The organism is Nocardia sp. NPDC055053 (genome assembly GCF_053608285.1).
In genome coordinates, this window is sequence record NZ_JBSGVD010000050.1 from 1 (window position 1) to 16,427 (window position 16,427).

Sequence of the window (16,427 nt, forward strand, 5' to 3'; positions counted from 1 at the left end):
ACGCACAAGCTTCTACCCGCAACATTTCGTAGGGGCTTCGGCAGGGCAAGGGTTCATACTTTAGCGCAGGCAATCCACCGAAGCAAGTCCGTGGGCTGTAACCCTGCACACATGATCAGTCAGGCGCTCATCGTCCTACCTCGTTTCCCTGCACCATCCGCTAGCCTCGAGAGGCTCAGCAGTTCGGCACCGGGTCGGTGTCCGTGTCGCTCTGACTCGAATTAAGTTACGCAGCCACGAACGCGAAGTCAAATCGCCTGGTAGAACCGGCGTTTCCCCAGCTCGCCACACCTTCGACGGGGCGATGAAGGACCGCGGCGGCGCCGGCCGCGCATTCGAGACACAGCCGAAAGTGAAGGGCGACCGCCTGGCAACTGATCACACGTCCAGCTGAGTTCGGTCCATAATACTCCCACTACCAGCTGACATGACGTGCCGCACATAGACAGCCGACCCTCTCCGATATACAGTTTGCCGACCTTCAGCAATTTTTCAGTTAACACACGGGAAGGGGGGTGAGAGGTGGCAGACGATCTCGACTCGGTCGAACGTCGCGCCTGGAGCGCGGTGGTCACCCTCGCGATGCGGGTGCCGAGCGCGCTCGACTCGCGACTGCAACGCGAGTTCGGCATAACCCATTTCGAATACCGGGTCATGGCGCTGCTGCGCGAGGCTCCTGACCATCGGATACGGTTGAGCCTGCTCGCCGCGCGCGGGCACGGGTCCATCTCCCGGCTCTCCCATGTGGTGTCCAAGCTGGAACGGGTGGGCTGGGCCGAGCGCGCGGCCGCGGAATCGGGGCGCGGTGTCGACGCGGTCCTCACCGAGAGCGGGCTGGCCAAGGTGGCCGAGGCGACGCCGGAGTATCTCGTCGCGGTGCGGCAGCTGGTCATGGACGGACTCGACGGGTCGCAGAAGGCCGAGCTGGCGATTCTCGGCGAGCGGCTCGCCGACCATCTGGCCGGCGCCCGCGGCAACGCGGACGAATCACCGCTCGAGTACTGACGCGAGAACGCCGCCCCGGCCGATGACCGGGGCGGCGTTCTCGTCGGTGCGCTGGTTCAGGCGTTGTTCGGGTGCCAGGTGGCCACCGCCCAGATCACGACGATGTTGATGATGATGATCAGGATCGACCACCACGGGTAGTACGGCAGCCACAGGAAGTTCGCGATGATCGAGATGGCGGCGATCACCATCGCCAACACGCGTCCCCAGGTCTGACCGGCCAGCAGGCCGATCGCGACGATCACCGCGATGGCACCGAAGATGATGTGCCACCAGCCCCATGACGTCAGGTCGAACTGGTAGAGGTACTCGGGCCCAACGACGATGAGATCGTCCTTGGCGACAGCCGAGATACCTTCGAGGATCTGCAGGACACCGACCACCGCCAGCAGGATTCCGGCGCCGATGGAGGTTCCTGCCGCGATTCCCTCGCGTACCGGGTGCTGATTCTGATCTGTCATCGCTCGGCCTTCCCGTCAGGTCAACGGACGTGCCACCACGGCACATGCCAACGGTAGGAACCCGACGGGGCCGCGCGCCTCATCCGTTGTGGGTGAACTCGCCTACGCGACGGACCGGGCGCAGCGTCTTGCCGAGATCGGCGCGCAGGGTGATCAGCGCGTCGAGCAGGTAGTTCTGCCTGACCCGCCACGGATGCTTGTCGCCCTGACGGGGGAAGGCGGCGATCGAGCGCAGGATGTAGCCGGCGTTGAGGTCGAGCAGCGGACGCTCGGTGAGCGCGCCCTTCGGCTCCGGCACGACGGCGGGGACGCCGGTCCGGTCGATGTGGGCGAGCACCTTGCAGACCAGGCGCGAGGTGAGGTCGGCGCGCAGCGTCCACGAGGCGTTGGTGTAGCCGACGCAGATGGCGAAATTGGGCAGGCCGGTCAGCATCGCGCCCTGCCAGACGAACTGGTCAGACAGCGGGACCGGGGTGCCGTCGACCTCGGGCGCGATGCCGCCGAAGGCGAGCAGCCGCAGGCCGGTCGCGGTCACCACGATGTCGGCGGGCAGGATCTTGCCCGATTCGAGCTGGATGCCCTCGGGGACGAACCGGTCGATCCGGTCGGTGACCACCGCGGCCTTGCCCTTCTTCATCGCCTTGAAGAAGTCGGCGTCGGGCGCGGCGCACAGGCGCTGGTCCCACGGGTCGTAGTCGGGGGTGAAGTGCTCGGCGACCAGTTTGTCGTCTTTGAGGATGCGGGTGGTGAGGCCGGTCAGCAGCTTGCGCGCGGCGGCGGGGCGGCGACGGCAGTACTGGTAGAAACCGATGTTGAACAGGATGTTCTTGGTGCGGATCAGCCGGTGCGCGAGCCCGGCGGGCAGCAGTTCGCGGATCTTGTCGGCCTGCTTGTCGCGGCCGGGGACGGCGCTGATCCAGGTGGGGGTGCGCTGCAGCATGGTGACGTGCTCGGCCTCGTCGGCCAGCGAGGGCACCAGGGTGACCGCGGTCGCGCCGCTGCCGATGACGACGATCCGCTTGTCGCGCACGTCCAGGTCGGCGGGCCAGAACTGCGGGTGCACGATGGTGCCCGCGAAGTCCTCGCGACCGGCGAATTCGGGGGTGTGCGGCTGCTGGTAGTCGTAGTAGCCGGCGCAGGTGTAGAGGAAACCACAGGTCAGGGTGCTCAGCTCGGGTCCGTCGGGGCCGTCGTGGGCGATGGTGAGCTGCCAGCGCGCCTGCGCCGACGACCAGTCGGCGCCGATCACCCGCGACCCGTAGCGGATGCGCTTGTCGATGCCGTTCTCGTGCGCGGTCTCGCGGATGTAGTCCAGGATCGACGCGCCGTCGGCGATCGAGCGGGCCGCGCGCCACGGCTTGAACGGATAGCCGAGGGTGAACATGTCCGAGTCGGAGCGGATGCCCGGGTACCGGAAAAGGTCCCAGGTGCCGCCGAGATCGGCGCGGGCCTCGAGGATCGCGTAGCTGCGGTGCGGGTGTTCGGTCTGCAGCCGATAGGCGGCCCCGATACCGGACAATCCTGCGCCGACGATGACGACGTCGAGGTGTTCGGGGGCAACGGCGGAGTCGGTCATGGCTCCAGTGTGCCTGGCGACACATCGCGAGGTGAAGGCAGTGTTTCGCTATCCTCGATGCAGTGTCGATCTTTCGGCGTGCGGGATGGTTGCTCGTCGGCGCACTTGTCATCGCGCTGGGTGCCGCGTTCGCCGGGTGGCCCGTGTACGTCCGGCCGCAGGTGGACCCGCTGCGCCCCGCCGATGTGATCGTCGTCCTCGGCGGGACCCCCTACGAACGATTCGACCTCGGGATCGAGCTCGCCGAGCGCGGCTACGCCCCCGAGGTGCTGATCTCGCAGTCCACCGGACCCGACGATCCGCTGATGGACAAGTACTGCGGCGGCCGATTCGCCTTCCGCGTCTCGTGTTTCGTGCCCGACCCGTGGACGACCGACGGCGAGGCGCGCGAAATCGTCCGGCGGGCAAAGATTTACGGGTGGCGGCACATCATCGTGGTCACCTTCACCCCGCACGTCTCACGTGCCCGCTACATCGTCGGCCGGTGTTTCGACGGCGAGATCACCATGGTCGCCAGCCCCACCGAATCCGGGTTCGGGTTCTGGTCGTGGATGTATGTGCGCCAATCCGCCGGATACATCCGGGCTTTCGTGAACCAGCATTGTGAGACCTCCGGAAATTCCGCGTCCCGGCTTCTAGAGTGACACCAATGCGCGGCCGGGTGCCGGGCCGCGCGGGTGGCACGGGCGAGAGGACCGCCGATGCTTGTCGAGGACCTGCGCACCGTCGGAGACGACGCGCTGCGCGCCCAGATCTGCGTCATCGGCTCGGGCCCTGCCGGACTGACCGTGGCCACCGAACTGGCCGCGGCGGGTCTGCGGGTGCTGGTCCTGGAGAGCGGTGACCACGAAATCGGTCCCACCGAGCCGGAATTCGCCGCCATCGACAGTGTCGGTGCGCCGCGGCTGCCACCCGACCGGATCGCGGGCAGCCGGGTCCTCGGTGGCAGCTCGCGAGTCTGGGCCGGACGCTGCGGCGTGCTCGACGACCTCGACTTCGCGACCCGGCCGTGGGTGCGGCGGTCGGGGTGGCCGATCGATGCGGGTGAGCTGCGTCCGTACGCCGAACGCGCCGCCGAACATGCCGGGCTCGGGCACGGCACGGGGTTCACCGACGCCGAGTTCTGGCCGCTCGCGGGACGTCCGGCGCCTGCCGCCGCCATCGACACCGGGTCGCTGCGCCCGTACTTCTGGCAGATCAGCCGGGATCCGGTCGACCGGTTCGACTGCAAGCGGTGGGGCAGGCTGGTGCGCGATATCGTCGCGCCGACCGCACGGGTACTGGTGAACGCGACCGTCACCCACCTCGACACCGATGCCACCGGCGCGCACGTGAACTCGGTCGAGGTGACCGGCGCCGGTGGCCGGATCCGCACCGTCGAGGCGCGGATCTTCGTGCTCGCGGCAGGCGGGATCGACACTCCACGGCTGCTGCTGGCCTCGCGGCGCACCGTCCCCGGTGGCATCGGGAACCGGTACGACCAGGTGGGGCGGTATCTGATCGACCATCGCAGCGGCGTGGTCGGTGCCATGTCCCCCGCCGTCGCCGGTGCGGCGCTGGCCCGGTTCGGCAAGTACGTGGTCAAGGGGCCGCGAGGTAAACACACCTTTCTGCACGGCCTGGCCCTGTCGCCCGAGATCCAGCGCGGGGAATCGCTGCTGAACTGCGCACTGTGGTTGCAGGAGGTCACCGCGCCCGACGATCCGTGGGACGCCGTCAAGCGGGTGCTGAGTGGGCGGGCGGAGTGGAACGATGCTCGAATCATGCTGTCGGACACCAAGCTGCTGCTGGCAGGGGCTCGGCGCAGGCTGATCGATGGTGTCGGGTTGCCGCACCGGCTCACCGGGGTCGAGGTGTGGACGATGGTCGAACAGGCGCCGGACCCGGACAGCCGGGTGCGCCTGTCGGAGCGCACCGACCCGGTGGGAATGCCACTGCCCCAGGTGGATTGGCGGATCGATGCGCGGGAGGACGCGACCGTCCGGCGGGCGACGGCGCTGCTGACGGCCGAGTTCGCCCGGCTCGGACTGCCCGCGCCGCGGATCGCGCCCGCGGCGCTGCCCGGCAGTACCGAGCCGCTGCCGCTGGCCGACCGTGCGCACCCGAGTGGCACTACCAGGATGTCGGCCGATCCGCGGCACGGGGTGGTCGACCGGAACTGCCGGGTGCACGGCGTCGACAACCTCTATATCGCGGGCAGTTCGGTCTTCCCGACCAACGGCCACGTCAACCCCACGCTGACCGTGCTCGCGCTGGCCGTGCGCCTGGCCGACACCCTGCGCGCCCCGCGCTGATCCGGTAACGCACCCGATTAGGCTGGCCGGGTGCAGGACTCGTCGCCGACCGCCCATCCGCACGAACCCCATGCCGAAGGGCTCGCGTCTCGGTTGAACTGGCTGCGCGCCGGTGTGCTCGGCGCGAACGATGGCATCGTGTCCACCGCCGGTCTGGTGGTCGGTGTCGCGGCGACCACGAACGATCCGCACACCATCCTCACCGCGGGCGTGGCCGGACTGGTGGCCGGCGCGATCTCGATGGCGGCGGGCGAGTACGTGTCGGTGAGCACCCAGCGGGATTCGGAGATGGCCCTGCTCGCCAAGGAGCGCAGGGAGCTGGCCGCCGATCCGGCCGCGGAACTGGCCGAGCTGATCGGGATCTACGAGGCCAAGGGGCTCAGTCCGGCGACGGCGCGCACGGTCGCCGAGGAACTCACCGCGCACGACGCGTTCACCGCGCACGCCGAAGCCGAACTGAAGCTCGACCCGGACGAGCTCACCAATCCGTGGGCGGCGGCGATCTCCTCGGCGATCGCGTTCACCTGCGGCGCGCTGCTGCCGCTGCTGGCGATCGTGCTGCCGCCGGTGCAGTGGCGGGTGCCGGTCACCTTCGCGGCGGTGCTCATCGCGCTGGCCGTCACCGGGTCGGTGAGTGCGCGGCTGGGTGGCAGTCATCGCGGCAGGGCGGTGTTGCGGGTGGTGATCGGTGGTGCGCTGGCGATGGCGGTCACCTACGCGATCGGCACGCTCACCGACACGCTCGCGGGCTGAGACCGGTCAGCGGGTCGGGCCGAGGTCGAGCCTGCGGGTAACCCGGTCGACGACATCGGGCGGCATGCCGGGTTCGCGCCGCGCGGCCTGGGCTTCGCGCCTGCCCGCCTCGATCACGGCCGAGCGCACCGCGCGCATCTGCTTGGCGAGTTTGCGTTCCGCGTCGAGGGCGGCCTTGGCGTCGGCGTCCGCCGCTTCGGGGTCGGCCTTGGCCGAGAGGTGCCGCAGGGTGTCCTTGATGTCCTCGTAGACGTCTTCGGGCAGCCCGTCACGGGCGGCGATCATCTTGAGTTCGGCCAATTCGGCCCGCACGACCCTGGTCCACAGTTGCTGTTCGACCGCGCGTTCTCCTCTGGTGTCGGCGTGCACGCCGGTGATCCGGACGATCAGCGGCAGGGTCGGGCCCTGCACGAGCAGCGTGAACAGCACGACCGCGAAGGCGACGAACAGGATTTCCGAGCGGGCGGGGAAATCCGCGCCGGAGTCGATGGTGAACGGCACGGCCAGTGCCAGGGCCACCGTGGCGACGCCGCGCATCCCAGCCCACCAGGTGACGATCACCTCGCGCCAGGTGAACGGCTCGTCGGAATCGCGCCACAGTTTCGTGCTCACCGCCCAGGTCACCAGCAGCCAGGCCAGCCGCAGCAGCACGACGACCGCGATCACCGCGGCGGTGACCCCGGCCAGCGAGGGCCAGTTGTGCCCGGTGGCGTCGATGACCACCCGCAGTTCGAGACCGATCAGCGCGAAAGCGAAACCGGTGATGAGCATTTCGGCGATGTCCCAGAACGAATCCGCGACCAGCCGGTAGTCGCGGTCGCCGATCTCGGTGACCGCGTCGGTCAGATACAGCGCGCAGACCAGCACCGCGAGGACGGCCGAGCCCTCCCAGTGCTCGGCGACGCCGTAGGCGACGAACGGCAGCAGCAGGCTCAGCGCCACCTGGCTGGTCGCGTTGTCGAGGTACTTGGTGAGTTTGCTGCCCAGCCAGCCGAGGACCAGGCCGACCACAAGCCCGACCACCGCGGCGAGGACGAAGTCACCGAGCGCGTGCCACGGCGAGAACAGGCCGGTGACCACGGCCTGGATGCCGACGGTGTAGATGACGATCGCGGTGACGTCGTTGAACAGGCCCTCGCCGCCGAGGGTCACGATCAACCGCCGCGGCAGGCCGAGCCTGCTCGCCATCGAGGTGGCCGCGACCGGGTCGGGCGGCGCGACCAGCGCGCCGAGCACCAGGCCCGCCGCGACCGCGGTCGCCGGATTCCAGGCGTGGAAGACCGCGGCAACCGCGACGGCGGTGACGATCACGAGGCCGATCGCGCGCAACGCGATGACCTGCCAGTTCTCGGCGAACTGCCGCCAGGACGTGCGCCGGGCGGCGGCGTAGAGCAGCGGCGGCAGGACCAGCGGGAGGATGAGCTCGGGTGGGATGTTCAGGCTCGGCACGGCGGGGATCAGGGCGAGCAGGCAGCCGAAGACCGTCATCAGGATGGACGGCGCGACCCCTATCCGTTCGCCGAGCGACTCGGCGAGCACCGCCGCGAGCAGGATCACCAGAGTGAGTACCAACTGGTCCATAGCGGATCAGTCTCACCGACATCGACGGTGCGCGGCGGGCGACCCGCCGCCGGTCAGTGCAGGACGGCGGCCGCAGGCGGAATGAAGATCGGCGGCAACGGGAACGGCAGCTGGATGACCGGAGGCGGTGGTGGTGCCGGGGCTGGTTCCGGCGCGGGAGCGGGAACGGGCTCCGGCTCGTACACCGGCGGCGGCTCGTAGACGGGCGGTTCGTACACCGGCGGCGGCTCGTAGACGGGCGGCGGCGGAGCTTCGACGGGCACGGGCTCCGGCTCGGGGGCGGGGGCAGGTGGTGCAGCTTCCGGGGGCGGCGGCGGTGGCGCCTCGGCGGGCGCGGCGGGAACCGCTGCGTCCGGGGTCGTCACCGTGCACTGCCACGCACCGTCGGCGTCGACCTGCCAGTGCGCGACGATGCCACCCGCCGAGCAGTTTCCGCCGACCCGCCGGGCGGGCCACGGCGGGGCGAAGACCGCCTCCTGCTCGGCCACCTCGTCGCCGGTGACCGGCAGGCCGTTCGCATCCGCGCCCATCGGATTGACGGTCGACGGGTCGTTCTCGTCACCCTGATTCGCGCGCAGGACCAACCCGAGCGCGACAACCAGCGCGAGCAGTGCGGCGAGCACTGCCGCGATCGCGATCACCCGAGTACTGCTGCCGGTCCCCTCGCCGGGGCCCTCGCCGTTCTCTGCCATCGCACCGCCTTCGGTCGCCCATGGACCTGGACTCCCCTAGCCCAGCAGGCTACCGCACGGTTGCTGAAAAGACCGACCAGCTCGTTAATACTCCATTGACCTGGGGCCATACCTACATTCAGCAGTTGCCAGATGTTTACTTGATTGCGACCCTAACCTTCACCGCATCGGTATCGGTGTTGTGTAGCGCCTGCGCGATCAGGGTGCTCAGATCGATCTGCGGACCGGTCGCGGTGACCGATTCGGCGAGCGGGCGCAGCCCGGGCAGCAGGGCGGACAGCTCGGGACCGAGCTCGTTCAGCTTGGCGACGACCTGCTCGAGGAACGGAACGAGACCGCCGTCGCGCAGATACATCTCGGGATCGCCACCGGCCGCGCTGACCCGGCCGACCGACTCGACGAACTCGTCGATGACCTGGCTCAGGCGCACGAAGGCGGGCGCGGCGGCGGAGGTGGCCGGTCCGGCCCAGCCGATGTCACCGGAGACGTATTCGAAGTTGTTCTGCAGCTCGGCGATGGCGGGCGCGCGGCTCATGATGGCCGCGGCGAGCAGGTCGCCGGCCCTGGCCAGTTCCGGGATGACGTTCTCGGTGCCGGTCATCGCCTGGCCGAGGGTGTCGACCAGCGAGCCGACGACCGCCGGGTCGAGTTGCTCGACGGTCTTGGTGACCAGCCGCGCGACCTCGGGGATCGACATCGGGGTCCGCACGTTCTCCCCCGCCAGGCGCTGCCCGTTGCTCAGGTACGGCCCGTCGGCGCTGCGCGGCACGAACTGCACGTAGGGCTCACCCAGCGAGGACAGGTGCTCGATGGTGACGATGCTGCTCATCGGCACCTTGTTCTCGGCACCGAACCGGAAGCCGACCTGGACGCCACCGGTGGCGGCGGTGTCGACGGCGGTGACCTTGCCGATCTCGATGCCGGTCAGCAGGATCGGCGAGCCGACGCTGAGGCCGCCGGAGTTGGCCAGCTCGATCGAGGCCTCGGTGTAATCGGCGAACGGGTCGACCCGCACGACGCCGAAGGTCAGGTAGCTCGCGCCGAGCACGGTGATGGCGGCGATGCCGCCCAGTGATGCCAGTGCACCGATCTTCATCGCACCATTCCGATCATCCGCAGCGCGGTCACGATCTGCTCGACCTGCTCGTCCTCGGACACCCGCACGCCGGTGATGTTCACCTTCGGGCCGCGCTCGGCGAACGGGATGATCTTGTCGCGCAGCAGCGCCGTCAGCAGGGCCATGTTGGTCGAAGAGCGCAGGTCGGCCGAGCCGCCGGTGGCCAGCGGCAGGAACGCGGTCGCCGCGGCATCGCCCGCGCCCGCGATCGGGGCCAGCCAGGTCAGCGACGAGCCGACCGGGCCGAGCGCCAGGAAGATCGCCATGGTCTTGGCGATCGAGTCCTGGGTGCCCGAGAGGGCCCGCACGGCTTCGGGGGTCAGGATGTTGGTGAGCTCGGCCTCGATGCCGACCATGATCTCGGCATTGGCGGCCAGGCCGTTGACCAGCAGGTCGACCTGGTCCAAATTCGCGGCCAGGTCGGCGGCGTCGGCGCCCATGACCGCCGAGATGCGCGCGGTCTCCCTGGGATCGGCCGGCATCACCGAGTTCACCCGGCCGATCATGTCCTGCAGCTGGCCGATCGCGCCGCCCTGCACGAACAGCGCCATGGTGGCCATCGTGTCTTCCAGCTGCACCGGCGGTTTGGTGCGGGCGATCGGGATGGTGCCGCCGTCGCGCAGCAGGGTGCCGAAGCCGTCCTTCGGGGTGGTCAGCGCGACGTGGATGTCACCGAGGATGGTGTCCTGGCGCAGTTCGGCGATGGTCGTGGTCGGCAGTTGCACCGAGTCGAGGATGTCGGCCTCGACGACGACGTAGCCACCGCGGCCCGCCGGCGCGTCGGCGGGCTGGATCACCCGGACGGTGTCGACAGTGCCGATCTCGGCGCCGTTGGCGATCACCTTGGACTTCGCGGGCAGGTTCAGCGCGCTGCTGAACTCGATCTGCACGCGGTAGGTCGGGCCGCTGACGGTCGAGCCGGGCACCGGCACCTCGGCGGGGTCGAAGCCGCAGCCGCCCACCGCGAGACCGGCCGCGACCACGAGCGCGATCATGCCGCGCCGCAGTGTCTTTCGCGGGTTCATCGGGCACCTGCCATTCCCAGCACGACCTGGACGAGGTTCACATCGGTCAGCCCCTGCGCCGGGTCGGCGCACTGGCCGGGGATCAGCGCGTTCACCGCGGCGCACACCTGATCGGCTTCGCCGCTGGGCAGCGCCACCTTGGGCGCCGCGTAGGTGATCGCGGTGCCGCCGGCTGCGCTCTGGAAGGCGGAGGTGAGCGCGGGCATCTTCAGCACCACCTCGCGCAGCGATCCGACGTTGGCGCGCAACAACTTCACCAGCGGGACCGCGCCGTCGAGCGCGCCGATCAGCGGGTCGCCCAGGATGGTCGCGAAGTCGTTGAGCATCGGCAGCAGCTCGGCGAGTCCGTCGAACAGCGAGGTCGCCGGGCCGAGCAGGTCGTCGGAAGACTGGTTGAGCAGCGGGGCCAGCCGGACCAGCATCGTCTGCAGGTCGCCCCAGTTGGCGGCGACGCGGTTCGACACCGAGGCGAACGCGTCGAAAAGGCCTGCCAGGTGGCCGATGTCGGCGTCGGGTTTGTTCATCGCCGAGCCGAGTTTGTGCACCAGTTCGTTGACCGTCGGGCCGGTGCCCTCGGTCGCGCGGTCCAGCGAGGCGAGGCCGTCGACCAGCGCGCTCGGCTGACCAGCCTCGGCGCCGGAAAGCTGCTCGGACAGGCCGGCCAGGGCGGTCAGTGTCTCGGTGATCGACTTGGGCGTGAGCGTCTTGGTGATGCAGCCGCCGGTGAACTGCCTGGTGTCCTTGCCGCTGGTCAGCACGGCCAGATTGCGGTCGGCGGCAACGGAATACGCGACGGTGGTCGCGGAGGCGTCGGCGTAGACCGGGTAGTCGGCGTCGACCTCGAACTCCACGCGCACCTTGGCGCCCTCGTTGCGCACCGCGGTCACCTCGCCGACATCGATGCCGCGCATCGTGACGTGGTTGCCCGGGTAGAGCCCGATCGCGTCGGGCATGAGGGCGCAATAGGATTCGGTCTTCTTCAGCGGATCGAAGGCCACGAAGTAGCCGGCGATCACCATGACGACCAGGACCGCCACACCGGCGATCGACATGAACGCCTGGGATCCGAGGAGTCGTTTCAGCATCAGCACGCCTTCCCGGGCAGCGGCACGCACACCTGCACGCCGGACTGGTCGACCACGACACCGGCGTCCGGGGTCGCCAGCTGCGACAGCTTGGTCTGCAGGTCGGCCACGGTGCCGAGGATCGGTTCGAACCGGCCTTCGAGTTCCCGCATCCGAGGCAGCGCGTCGGCCAGTGCCTGCGCCCGCGGTTTCAGCGTGGACTCCCAGCTGGGGGCGAGCCCGGCGAGCCGGTTCACCACCGAGACCAGCAGCCGGACCGCTTCGGCCAGTTCGGCCTTCTTGCTCAGCAGCACGTCCTCGAGCATGTTGACGTTGTCCATCAGCCTGCCCAGATCGGACTTGGCGCCGTCGTACATGGAGATGTACTCGTCGAGGATCGCGATGGACTTCGACACCTGCGAGCGCTGCCTATCGAGCATGTCGACGTACTTGCCGACGGTGTCGAGGGTCGAGCGCAGCGCCTCCGGGGAGGCTGCGATCGCGGAGTTCGCGGCGGCCAGGTTCTTGCGCACGGTGTCGCCGTCGACGGCGGCCAGCGGCGCTGTCGCGTCCTGGAAGGTCTCGATCAGGCTGTAGGGCAGGCGGATTCGGTCCGCGGGGATCGCCTCCTCGCCCAGCGGCCGCGAGCCCGCCGGGTAGAGCGCGACGTAGTGGCCGCCGACCACGGTCAGCATCCGGATGTCGAGGGAGGTCTGGTCACCGACGAACACGTCGGAGTCGACGGTGAACTCCATCAGCACCTTGTCCGGCTTCAGCTCGAGCGAGGTGACGCTGCCGACCGAGATACCCGCCAGGCGCACGTCGTCGCCCTCGCGCACCGACTGCGCCTCGCTGAGTTCGGCGGTGTAGGTGTGCTTGCCCAGCGGCACCACGTAGACGATGCCGGCGCCGATGATGAACAGCACGACCAGGCTCAGGCCGATGATGCCCATCCGCAGTTCGCGGGCGCGCTTGGTCGCCTCGTCCATGATCGGGCGGTCACCGGAGAAGAACTTCAGGCGTTGCATACCGTCACCTTCTGTCCGGCGATCAGCACCTGCAGCGGGGCAGGCACATCGGCGGGGCCGTTGCTGCAGGTCGGCGTGAAATCGGCGAAATCGCGCGAGAGCGAGGCGTCGACTGTGGCCAGCAGGCCGGGCAGGCGTCCGAAAACATCCACCGCCTCCTGGGGATTCGGGAACAGGCCGCGGATCATCGCGTCGACCTCGGCGCCGCCGCCCTCGACCAGGCCGAGCGAGGCAAGCAGCCGGTCCACCGGCGCCAGCACCGACGGCGCGGTCATCGCGAACTGCGCGACGCCGCCGATATTGCGCTGCATCGCCTCGAAGATGTCGGTGAGCCGGGCCAGCAGCGGCAGCAGGTAGCCGACGCGGCCGCCGTGCCGGTCACCCAGCGTCGACAGGTTGCTGATCAGGGTGTTGATGACGTGCTGGCGGTCCTCGGCGTAGCTCGCGAGCTGGTCGATCGCGGTCAGCGCGGGGCCGAGGCCACTGCCGTCGCCCTCGATGACGGCGAGCATGCTGGCGGTGAACTGGTTGATCGCCTCGGGCGAGAGCGTCGCCAGCACCGGCTTCAGCCCGCTGAACAGGCTCGTCACGTCGAACGACGGGACGGTCATGTTCGCGCCGATCCTGGCGTCGGCGGCGATCCGGTTGCCCGGGTTCGGCGCCTGCTGCAGGTCGATGTAGCGCTGGCCGGTGAGGTTCTGGTACCGGATGGCCAGCTTGCTGTTGTCGTAGATGGGCGTGTCGGTCTTCACCGTGAGGTGGACCTTGGCCTTGTCGCCTTCGAGGCTGATCTTCTCGATCTTGCCGACCTGCACGCCGAACATCCGCACGTCGTTGCCGACCTTGAGGCCGTTGGCGTCGGTGAACAGCGCGTCGTGCGCCTCGGTGTCACCGGAGACGGGCCGCTTGATCAGGGTGAAGACGAGTCCGAGCACGGCGAGCATCACCAGCGCGAACACGCCGAGTCGCAGTGCGACACCACCGATCTTCATCACGCACCGGCCTTTCCGAACAGCGGCACCGCGATCGCGGGCACACCGCTGAGCTCGACGTCGAGATTGAGCACCGGGCCGCCGGGGCCGTCGGGCATGGCCCCGCGCAGGTTGGTCAGCAGGGCAGCCAGGTCGGCGCCGGTCTGGCGCGGGTTGGGCGACATCTGGGCCAGCGCGTACAGCATGGGCGCGAGCATGTCGGTGGTCTCGGCGAAGTGCCCGCCCGCGGTGGTCAGCGTGGTGGTCAGGGCGGGCAGGATGCTGCCGCCGATCACGCCTACGCCGATGTCGTAGCGGTCCTTGTCGATCTGGGTCACCTTGATCTCGCTGAGCCGGTCGATCACCTGCATGGTGGCGCCGGCGAACTGGCCGCCGCCGTCGAAGGCGGGGCCGAGCCTGCCGAACAGCTCCGAGGGCGCGACGTCCTGGTTGTCGGCGATGGTCTTGGCGATCGTGATCAGCGCCTGCACCAGCGGGGTGAAGGCCTTGAAGTCGGCGGCCAGCTGAGAGACGACCGTCGCCATCTGCGGGCTGGTCACCGTCATGCCGACCTGGGACAGGCTGCGCAGGATCGCGCTCATCGTCGCGTCGTAGACCCGGTCGGCGTCGGCGCCGGTCAGGTCGAGCACCGCGCCCGCGCGCAGCGGGGATCCGCCGGTGCCGCGGCGCAGTTCCAGTTCCGCGATGCCGAACAGGTTGGTCGGGGCGTAGTCGACGGCGAGGCTGTCGTCGATGCCGTGCAGCCGGTCGGCGTCGAGCAGCAGCGCGATCTGCTGGGTGCCGCGCTCGCCGGGGGTCACCTCGGCGACCTCGCCGACGGTGACGCCGTCGATGCGGACCTGGCTGCCCGCGCTGATGCCGTCACCGAGGTGTTCGGTGTGCAGCGCGATCCGCAGGCCCTCTTCGGTTTTCAGATTGCGGTAGGCGACCGTGGCGAGCACGACCGCGGCGATGATGCCGAGGATGATCGCACCGGTCAGCCGCGAGGTGCGCCGATCGGCCGCGACGCCGGGCATTCCATAGTTAGGCACTAGCTCACCCCGTAAAACTGATCGCCGAGTTGAAGCCCCACAGCATGATCGACAGCACCATGTCGATGGCGACGATGGCCACCGAGCTGGCCCGCACCGCGCGGCCGGAAGCGATGCCGACGCCCTCGGGACCGCCGGTGGCGAAGAACCCGAAGTAGCTGTGCACCAGGATCACCACGGTGCCGAACACGGCGACCTTGATGACGGCGGCGATCATGTCGAAGCCGGAGATGAACTGGAAGAAGTAGTGGTCGTACACGCCGGCCGACTGCCCGTAGACCATCGTGAGCAGCCCGCGGCAGGCGCCGTAGGACAGGATCAGCGCGATCAGGAAGGTCGGCACGATGGCGATGGCGCCCGCGATGACGCGGGTGGTCACCACGAACGGCACCGAGCGCAGGCCGAGCGCCTCGATCGCGTCGATCTCCTCGGAGATGCGCATCGAGCCGATCTCGGCGGTGATCCGGCAGCCCGCCTGGGCGGCGAAGCCGATCGCGGCCGCGATCGGGGCCAGCTCACGGGTGGTGGCGTAGGCCGAGATGACGCCGGTCACCGGGCCCATGCCGAGCATGTCGAGCGAGGCGAAGGATTCGACGCCGACCGAGGCGCCCATCACCAGGCCGAGCACGATCATCATCGGGACGGTGCCGCCGCCGACGATGATCGAGCCGCGGCCCCAGGTCATGTCGGTGACAGCGCGCAGCGTCTCGTCGCGGTAGCGGCGCAGCGTCAGCGGCACCGAGGACAGCACCTGCCACACGAACACCGCGACGAAGCCGAGCGATTCGCCCGCCGAGGCGATGCGCTTGCCGACGCGGGCGGGCTTGCGCAGCCAGTGCAGCGAGGTGGGGATATAGGAGGAGGCAGCCATCACGCCAGCTTCGTCGGCAGGAACATGGCGCTGATCTGGGTCGCGAGGAGGTTCACGATCGCGATCGAGACGACCGAGAGCACCACCGCCGCGTTCACCGCGTCGGCGACACCGCGCGGACCGCCCTTGGCCTCGAGGCCACGCTGGCAGGAGATGACGACGACAAGGAAGCCGAAGATCAGCGCCTTGAGCAGCGACACCCACACGTCACCGGCGGTGGCGAAGGAGCCGAAGGTCGACCAGTAGCTGCCAGGGGTCACGCCCTGACCGCCGACGGCGACCGCGTACCCGGCGAGCACGCCGACGAAGATGATCAGCACATTGAGCATCGGCGCGACGATCAGCATGGCCATCATGCGCGGGATGACGAGCCGGTGCACCGGGCTGATGCCCATGGTGTTGAGCGCGTCGATCTCCTCGCGGATGGTGCGCGCGCCGAGGTCGGCGGCGATCGCCGCGGCGCCCGCACCACCGAGCAGGAAGCCCGTCGCGATGGGCGCGCCCTGCTTGATGACGCCGAGACCGCCGGTCGCGCCGAGCATGGAGTCGGCGCCGAGGCTGTGGATCAGGTTGCCGACCTGGATGGAGACGATCACGCCGAACGGGATCGCCATCAGGATCGCGGGGATCGCGGTGACCGTGATCAGCCGCCAGGCCTGCACGAGGGTCTCGCGCCACTGGAAGTGCCCGCGGGCGACATCGGCGACCGTGCCGGTGACCGACTCCTGCGCGAGGTCGACGGCACGCCCGAAGGTCCGCAACGACGACACGACGGTGTCGGTGAAATTCTTGCGGACGATCTGGCTGGCGGAATCCGGCTTCGCGGAGTGCAGGTCGGTGGACATCAGCGATGCCCCCGGCCCGCTCGCGAAGCGCGGTGCATGGTGAGGGTCACGCCAGCAAGCTAACCGGTACTCTGCGTCACAACAAAATTTCG

The 16,427-nt window shown here is 69.2% G+C and carries 16 protein-coding genes; 4 read left to right on the top strand and 12 right to left on the bottom strand.

The features are described from left to right. The first annotated feature begins 522 nt into the window (after positions 1–522). Positions 523–1,005, top strand: coding sequence for a MarR family winged helix-turn-helix transcriptional regulator (locus ACWF82_RS31250; protein ID WP_452507035.1), 483 nt, complete (start codon positions 523–525; stop codon positions 1,003–1,005). A 56-nt stretch (positions 1,006–1,061) separates the two neighbouring features. Here ACWF82_RS31250 and ACWF82_RS31255 read toward each other — a convergent pair whose 3' ends face one another. Together ACWF82_RS31255 and ACWF82_RS31260 are read right to left on the bottom strand one after the other, a co-directional pair. Further along, a complete protein-coding gene (locus tag ACWF82_RS31255) occupies positions 1,062–1,466 on the bottom strand; it encodes a DUF7144 family membrane protein (protein ID WP_452507037.1) in 405 nt (134 codons plus the stop codon). A 79-nt stretch (positions 1,467–1,545) separates the two neighbouring features. Then, positions 1,546–3,042 carry a flavin-containing monooxygenase gene (locus tag ACWF82_RS31260; protein ID WP_452507038.1) on the bottom strand — a complete coding sequence of 499 codons (1,497 nt, stop codon included), beginning with the start codon at positions 3,040–3,042 and terminating at the stop codon, positions 1,546–1,548. Between the two features lie 68 nt (positions 3,043–3,110). Here ACWF82_RS31260 and ACWF82_RS31265 point away from each other — a divergent pair, with 68 nt between their 5' ends. From ACWF82_RS31265 to ACWF82_RS31275, 3 genes are read left to right on the top strand one after another with little or no spacing between them, the layout of a single operon-like run. Then, positions 3,111–3,686: a YdcF family protein gene (locus ACWF82_RS31265; RefSeq protein WP_452507092.1), complete on the top strand. Its 576-nt coding sequence runs from the start codon at positions 3,111–3,113 to the stop codon at positions 3,684–3,686. 57 nt (positions 3,687–3,743) lie between these two features. Further along, the gene (locus ACWF82_RS31270; RefSeq protein WP_452507040.1) at positions 3,744–5,336 is read left to right on the top strand and encodes a GMC oxidoreductase; all 1,593 of its coding nucleotides are present in this window, start codon (positions 3,744–3,746) and stop codon (positions 5,334–5,336) included. A 30-nt stretch (positions 5,337–5,366) separates the two neighbouring features. Then, positions 5,367–6,089: a VIT1/CCC1 transporter family protein gene (locus ACWF82_RS31275; protein WP_452507042.1), complete on the top strand. Its 723-nt coding sequence runs from the start codon at positions 5,367–5,369 to the stop codon at positions 6,087–6,089. Positions 6,090–6,095: 6 nt separating this feature from the next. Here the strand turns inward: ACWF82_RS31275 and ACWF82_RS31280 are convergent, their stop codons facing one another. The 10 genes from ACWF82_RS31280 to ACWF82_RS31325 form a co-directional block, all read right to left on the bottom strand. Beyond that, positions 6,096–7,670: a Na+/H+ antiporter gene (locus tag ACWF82_RS31280; protein ID WP_452507044.1), complete on the bottom strand. Its 1,575-nt coding sequence runs from the start codon at positions 7,668–7,670 to the stop codon at positions 6,096–6,098. Between the two features lie 53 nt (positions 7,671–7,723). After that, positions 7,724–8,362, bottom strand: a complete 639-nt coding sequence (locus tag ACWF82_RS31285) for a hypothetical protein (protein ID WP_452507046.1) — start codon at positions 8,360–8,362, stop codon at positions 7,724–7,726. A 136-nt stretch (positions 8,363–8,498) separates the two neighbouring features. Continuing rightward, complete coding sequence (locus tag ACWF82_RS31290; RefSeq protein WP_452507048.1) at positions 8,499–9,458, bottom strand: MlaD family protein; 960 nt, start codon at positions 9,456–9,458, stop codon at positions 8,499–8,501. Continuing rightward, positions 9,455–10,504: an MlaD family protein gene (locus ACWF82_RS31295; RefSeq protein ID WP_452507050.1), complete on the bottom strand. Its 1,050-nt coding sequence runs from the start codon at positions 10,502–10,504 to the stop codon at positions 9,455–9,457. Before ACWF82_RS31295 ends, ACWF82_RS31290 begins: the two co-directional genes overlap by 4 nt. Beyond that, positions 10,501–11,589: an MlaD family protein gene (locus ACWF82_RS31300; RefSeq protein WP_452507052.1), complete on the bottom strand. Its 1,089-nt coding sequence runs from the start codon at positions 11,587–11,589 to the stop codon at positions 10,501–10,503. Before ACWF82_RS31300 ends, ACWF82_RS31295 begins: the two co-directional genes overlap by 4 nt. Then, positions 11,589–12,596 (bottom strand): MlaD family protein, encoded by a 1,008-nt coding sequence (locus ACWF82_RS31305; RefSeq protein WP_452507054.1) that lies wholly within the window; start codon positions 12,594–12,596, stop codon positions 11,589–11,591. Before ACWF82_RS31305 ends, ACWF82_RS31300 begins: the two co-directional genes overlap by 1 nt. After that, complete coding sequence (locus ACWF82_RS31310; protein ID WP_452507056.1) at positions 12,584–13,588, bottom strand: MlaD family protein; 1,005 nt, start codon at positions 13,586–13,588, stop codon at positions 12,584–12,586. Before ACWF82_RS31310 ends, ACWF82_RS31305 begins: the two co-directional genes overlap by 13 nt. Continuing rightward, positions 13,588–14,619, bottom strand: coding sequence for an MlaD family protein (locus tag ACWF82_RS31315; RefSeq protein WP_452507058.1), 1,032 nt, complete (start codon positions 14,617–14,619; stop codon positions 13,588–13,590). The genes ACWF82_RS31310 and ACWF82_RS31315 overlap by 1 nt, the downstream gene beginning before the upstream one ends. A 4-nt stretch (positions 14,620–14,623) precedes the next feature. Next, on the bottom strand, positions 14,624–15,490 hold the full coding sequence (locus tag ACWF82_RS31320) for an MlaE family ABC transporter permease (RefSeq protein WP_379083990.1): 867 nt from the start codon (positions 15,488–15,490) through the stop codon (positions 14,624–14,626). After that, the gene (locus ACWF82_RS31325) at positions 15,490–16,335 is read right to left on the bottom strand and encodes an MlaE family ABC transporter permease (protein ID WP_379310742.1); all 846 of its coding nucleotides are present in this window, start codon (positions 16,333–16,335) and stop codon (positions 15,490–15,492) included. Before ACWF82_RS31325 ends, ACWF82_RS31320 begins: the two co-directional genes overlap by 1 nt. Positions 16,336–16,427: the final 92 nt, after the last annotated feature.

Excerpts from the sequence above, each read along its gene's own strand:
- ACWF82_RS31310 (WP_452507056.1), bottom strand. The coding sequence starts at position 13,588 with ATGAAGATCGGTGGTGTCGCACTGCGACTCGGCGTGTTCGCGCTGGTG.
- ACWF82_RS31325 (WP_379310742.1), bottom strand. The coding sequence starts at position 16,335 with ATGTCCACCGACCTGCACTCCGCGAAGCCGGATTCCGCCAGCCAGATC.
- ACWF82_RS31255 (WP_452507037.1), bottom strand. The coding sequence starts at position 1,466 with ATGACAGATCAGAATCAGCACCCGGTACGCGAGGGAATCGCGGCAGGA.
- ACWF82_RS31305 (WP_452507054.1), bottom strand. The coding sequence starts at position 12,596 with ATGCAACGCCTGAAGTTCTTCTCCGGTGACCGCCCGATCATGGACGAG.
- ACWF82_RS31285 (WP_452507046.1), bottom strand. The coding sequence starts at position 8,362 with ATGGCAGAGAACGGCGAGGGCCCCGGCGAGGGGACCGGCAGCAGTACT.
- ACWF82_RS31300 (WP_452507052.1), bottom strand. The coding sequence starts at position 11,589 with ATGCTGAAACGACTCCTCGGATCCCAGGCGTTCATGTCGATCGCCGGT.
- ACWF82_RS31295 (WP_452507050.1), bottom strand. The coding sequence starts at position 10,504 with ATGAACCCGCGAAAGACACTGCGGCGCGGCATGATCGCGCTCGTGGTC.
- ACWF82_RS31280 (WP_452507044.1), bottom strand. The coding sequence starts at position 7,670 with ATGGACCAGTTGGTACTCACTCTGGTGATCCTGCTCGCGGCGGTGCTC.
- ACWF82_RS31290 (WP_452507048.1), bottom strand. The coding sequence starts at position 9,458 with ATGAAGATCGGTGCACTGGCATCACTGGGCGGCATCGCCGCCATCACC.
- ACWF82_RS31270 (WP_452507040.1), top strand. The coding sequence starts at position 3,744 with ATGCTTGTCGAGGACCTGCGCACCGTCGGAGACGACGCGCTGCGCGCC.
- ACWF82_RS31320 (WP_379083990.1), bottom strand. The coding sequence starts at position 15,490 with ATGGCTGCCTCCTCCTATATCCCCACCTCGCTGCACTGGCTGCGCAAG.
- ACWF82_RS31260 (WP_452507038.1), bottom strand. The coding sequence starts at position 3,042 with ATGACCGACTCCGCCGTTGCCCCCGAACACCTCGACGTCGTCATCGTC.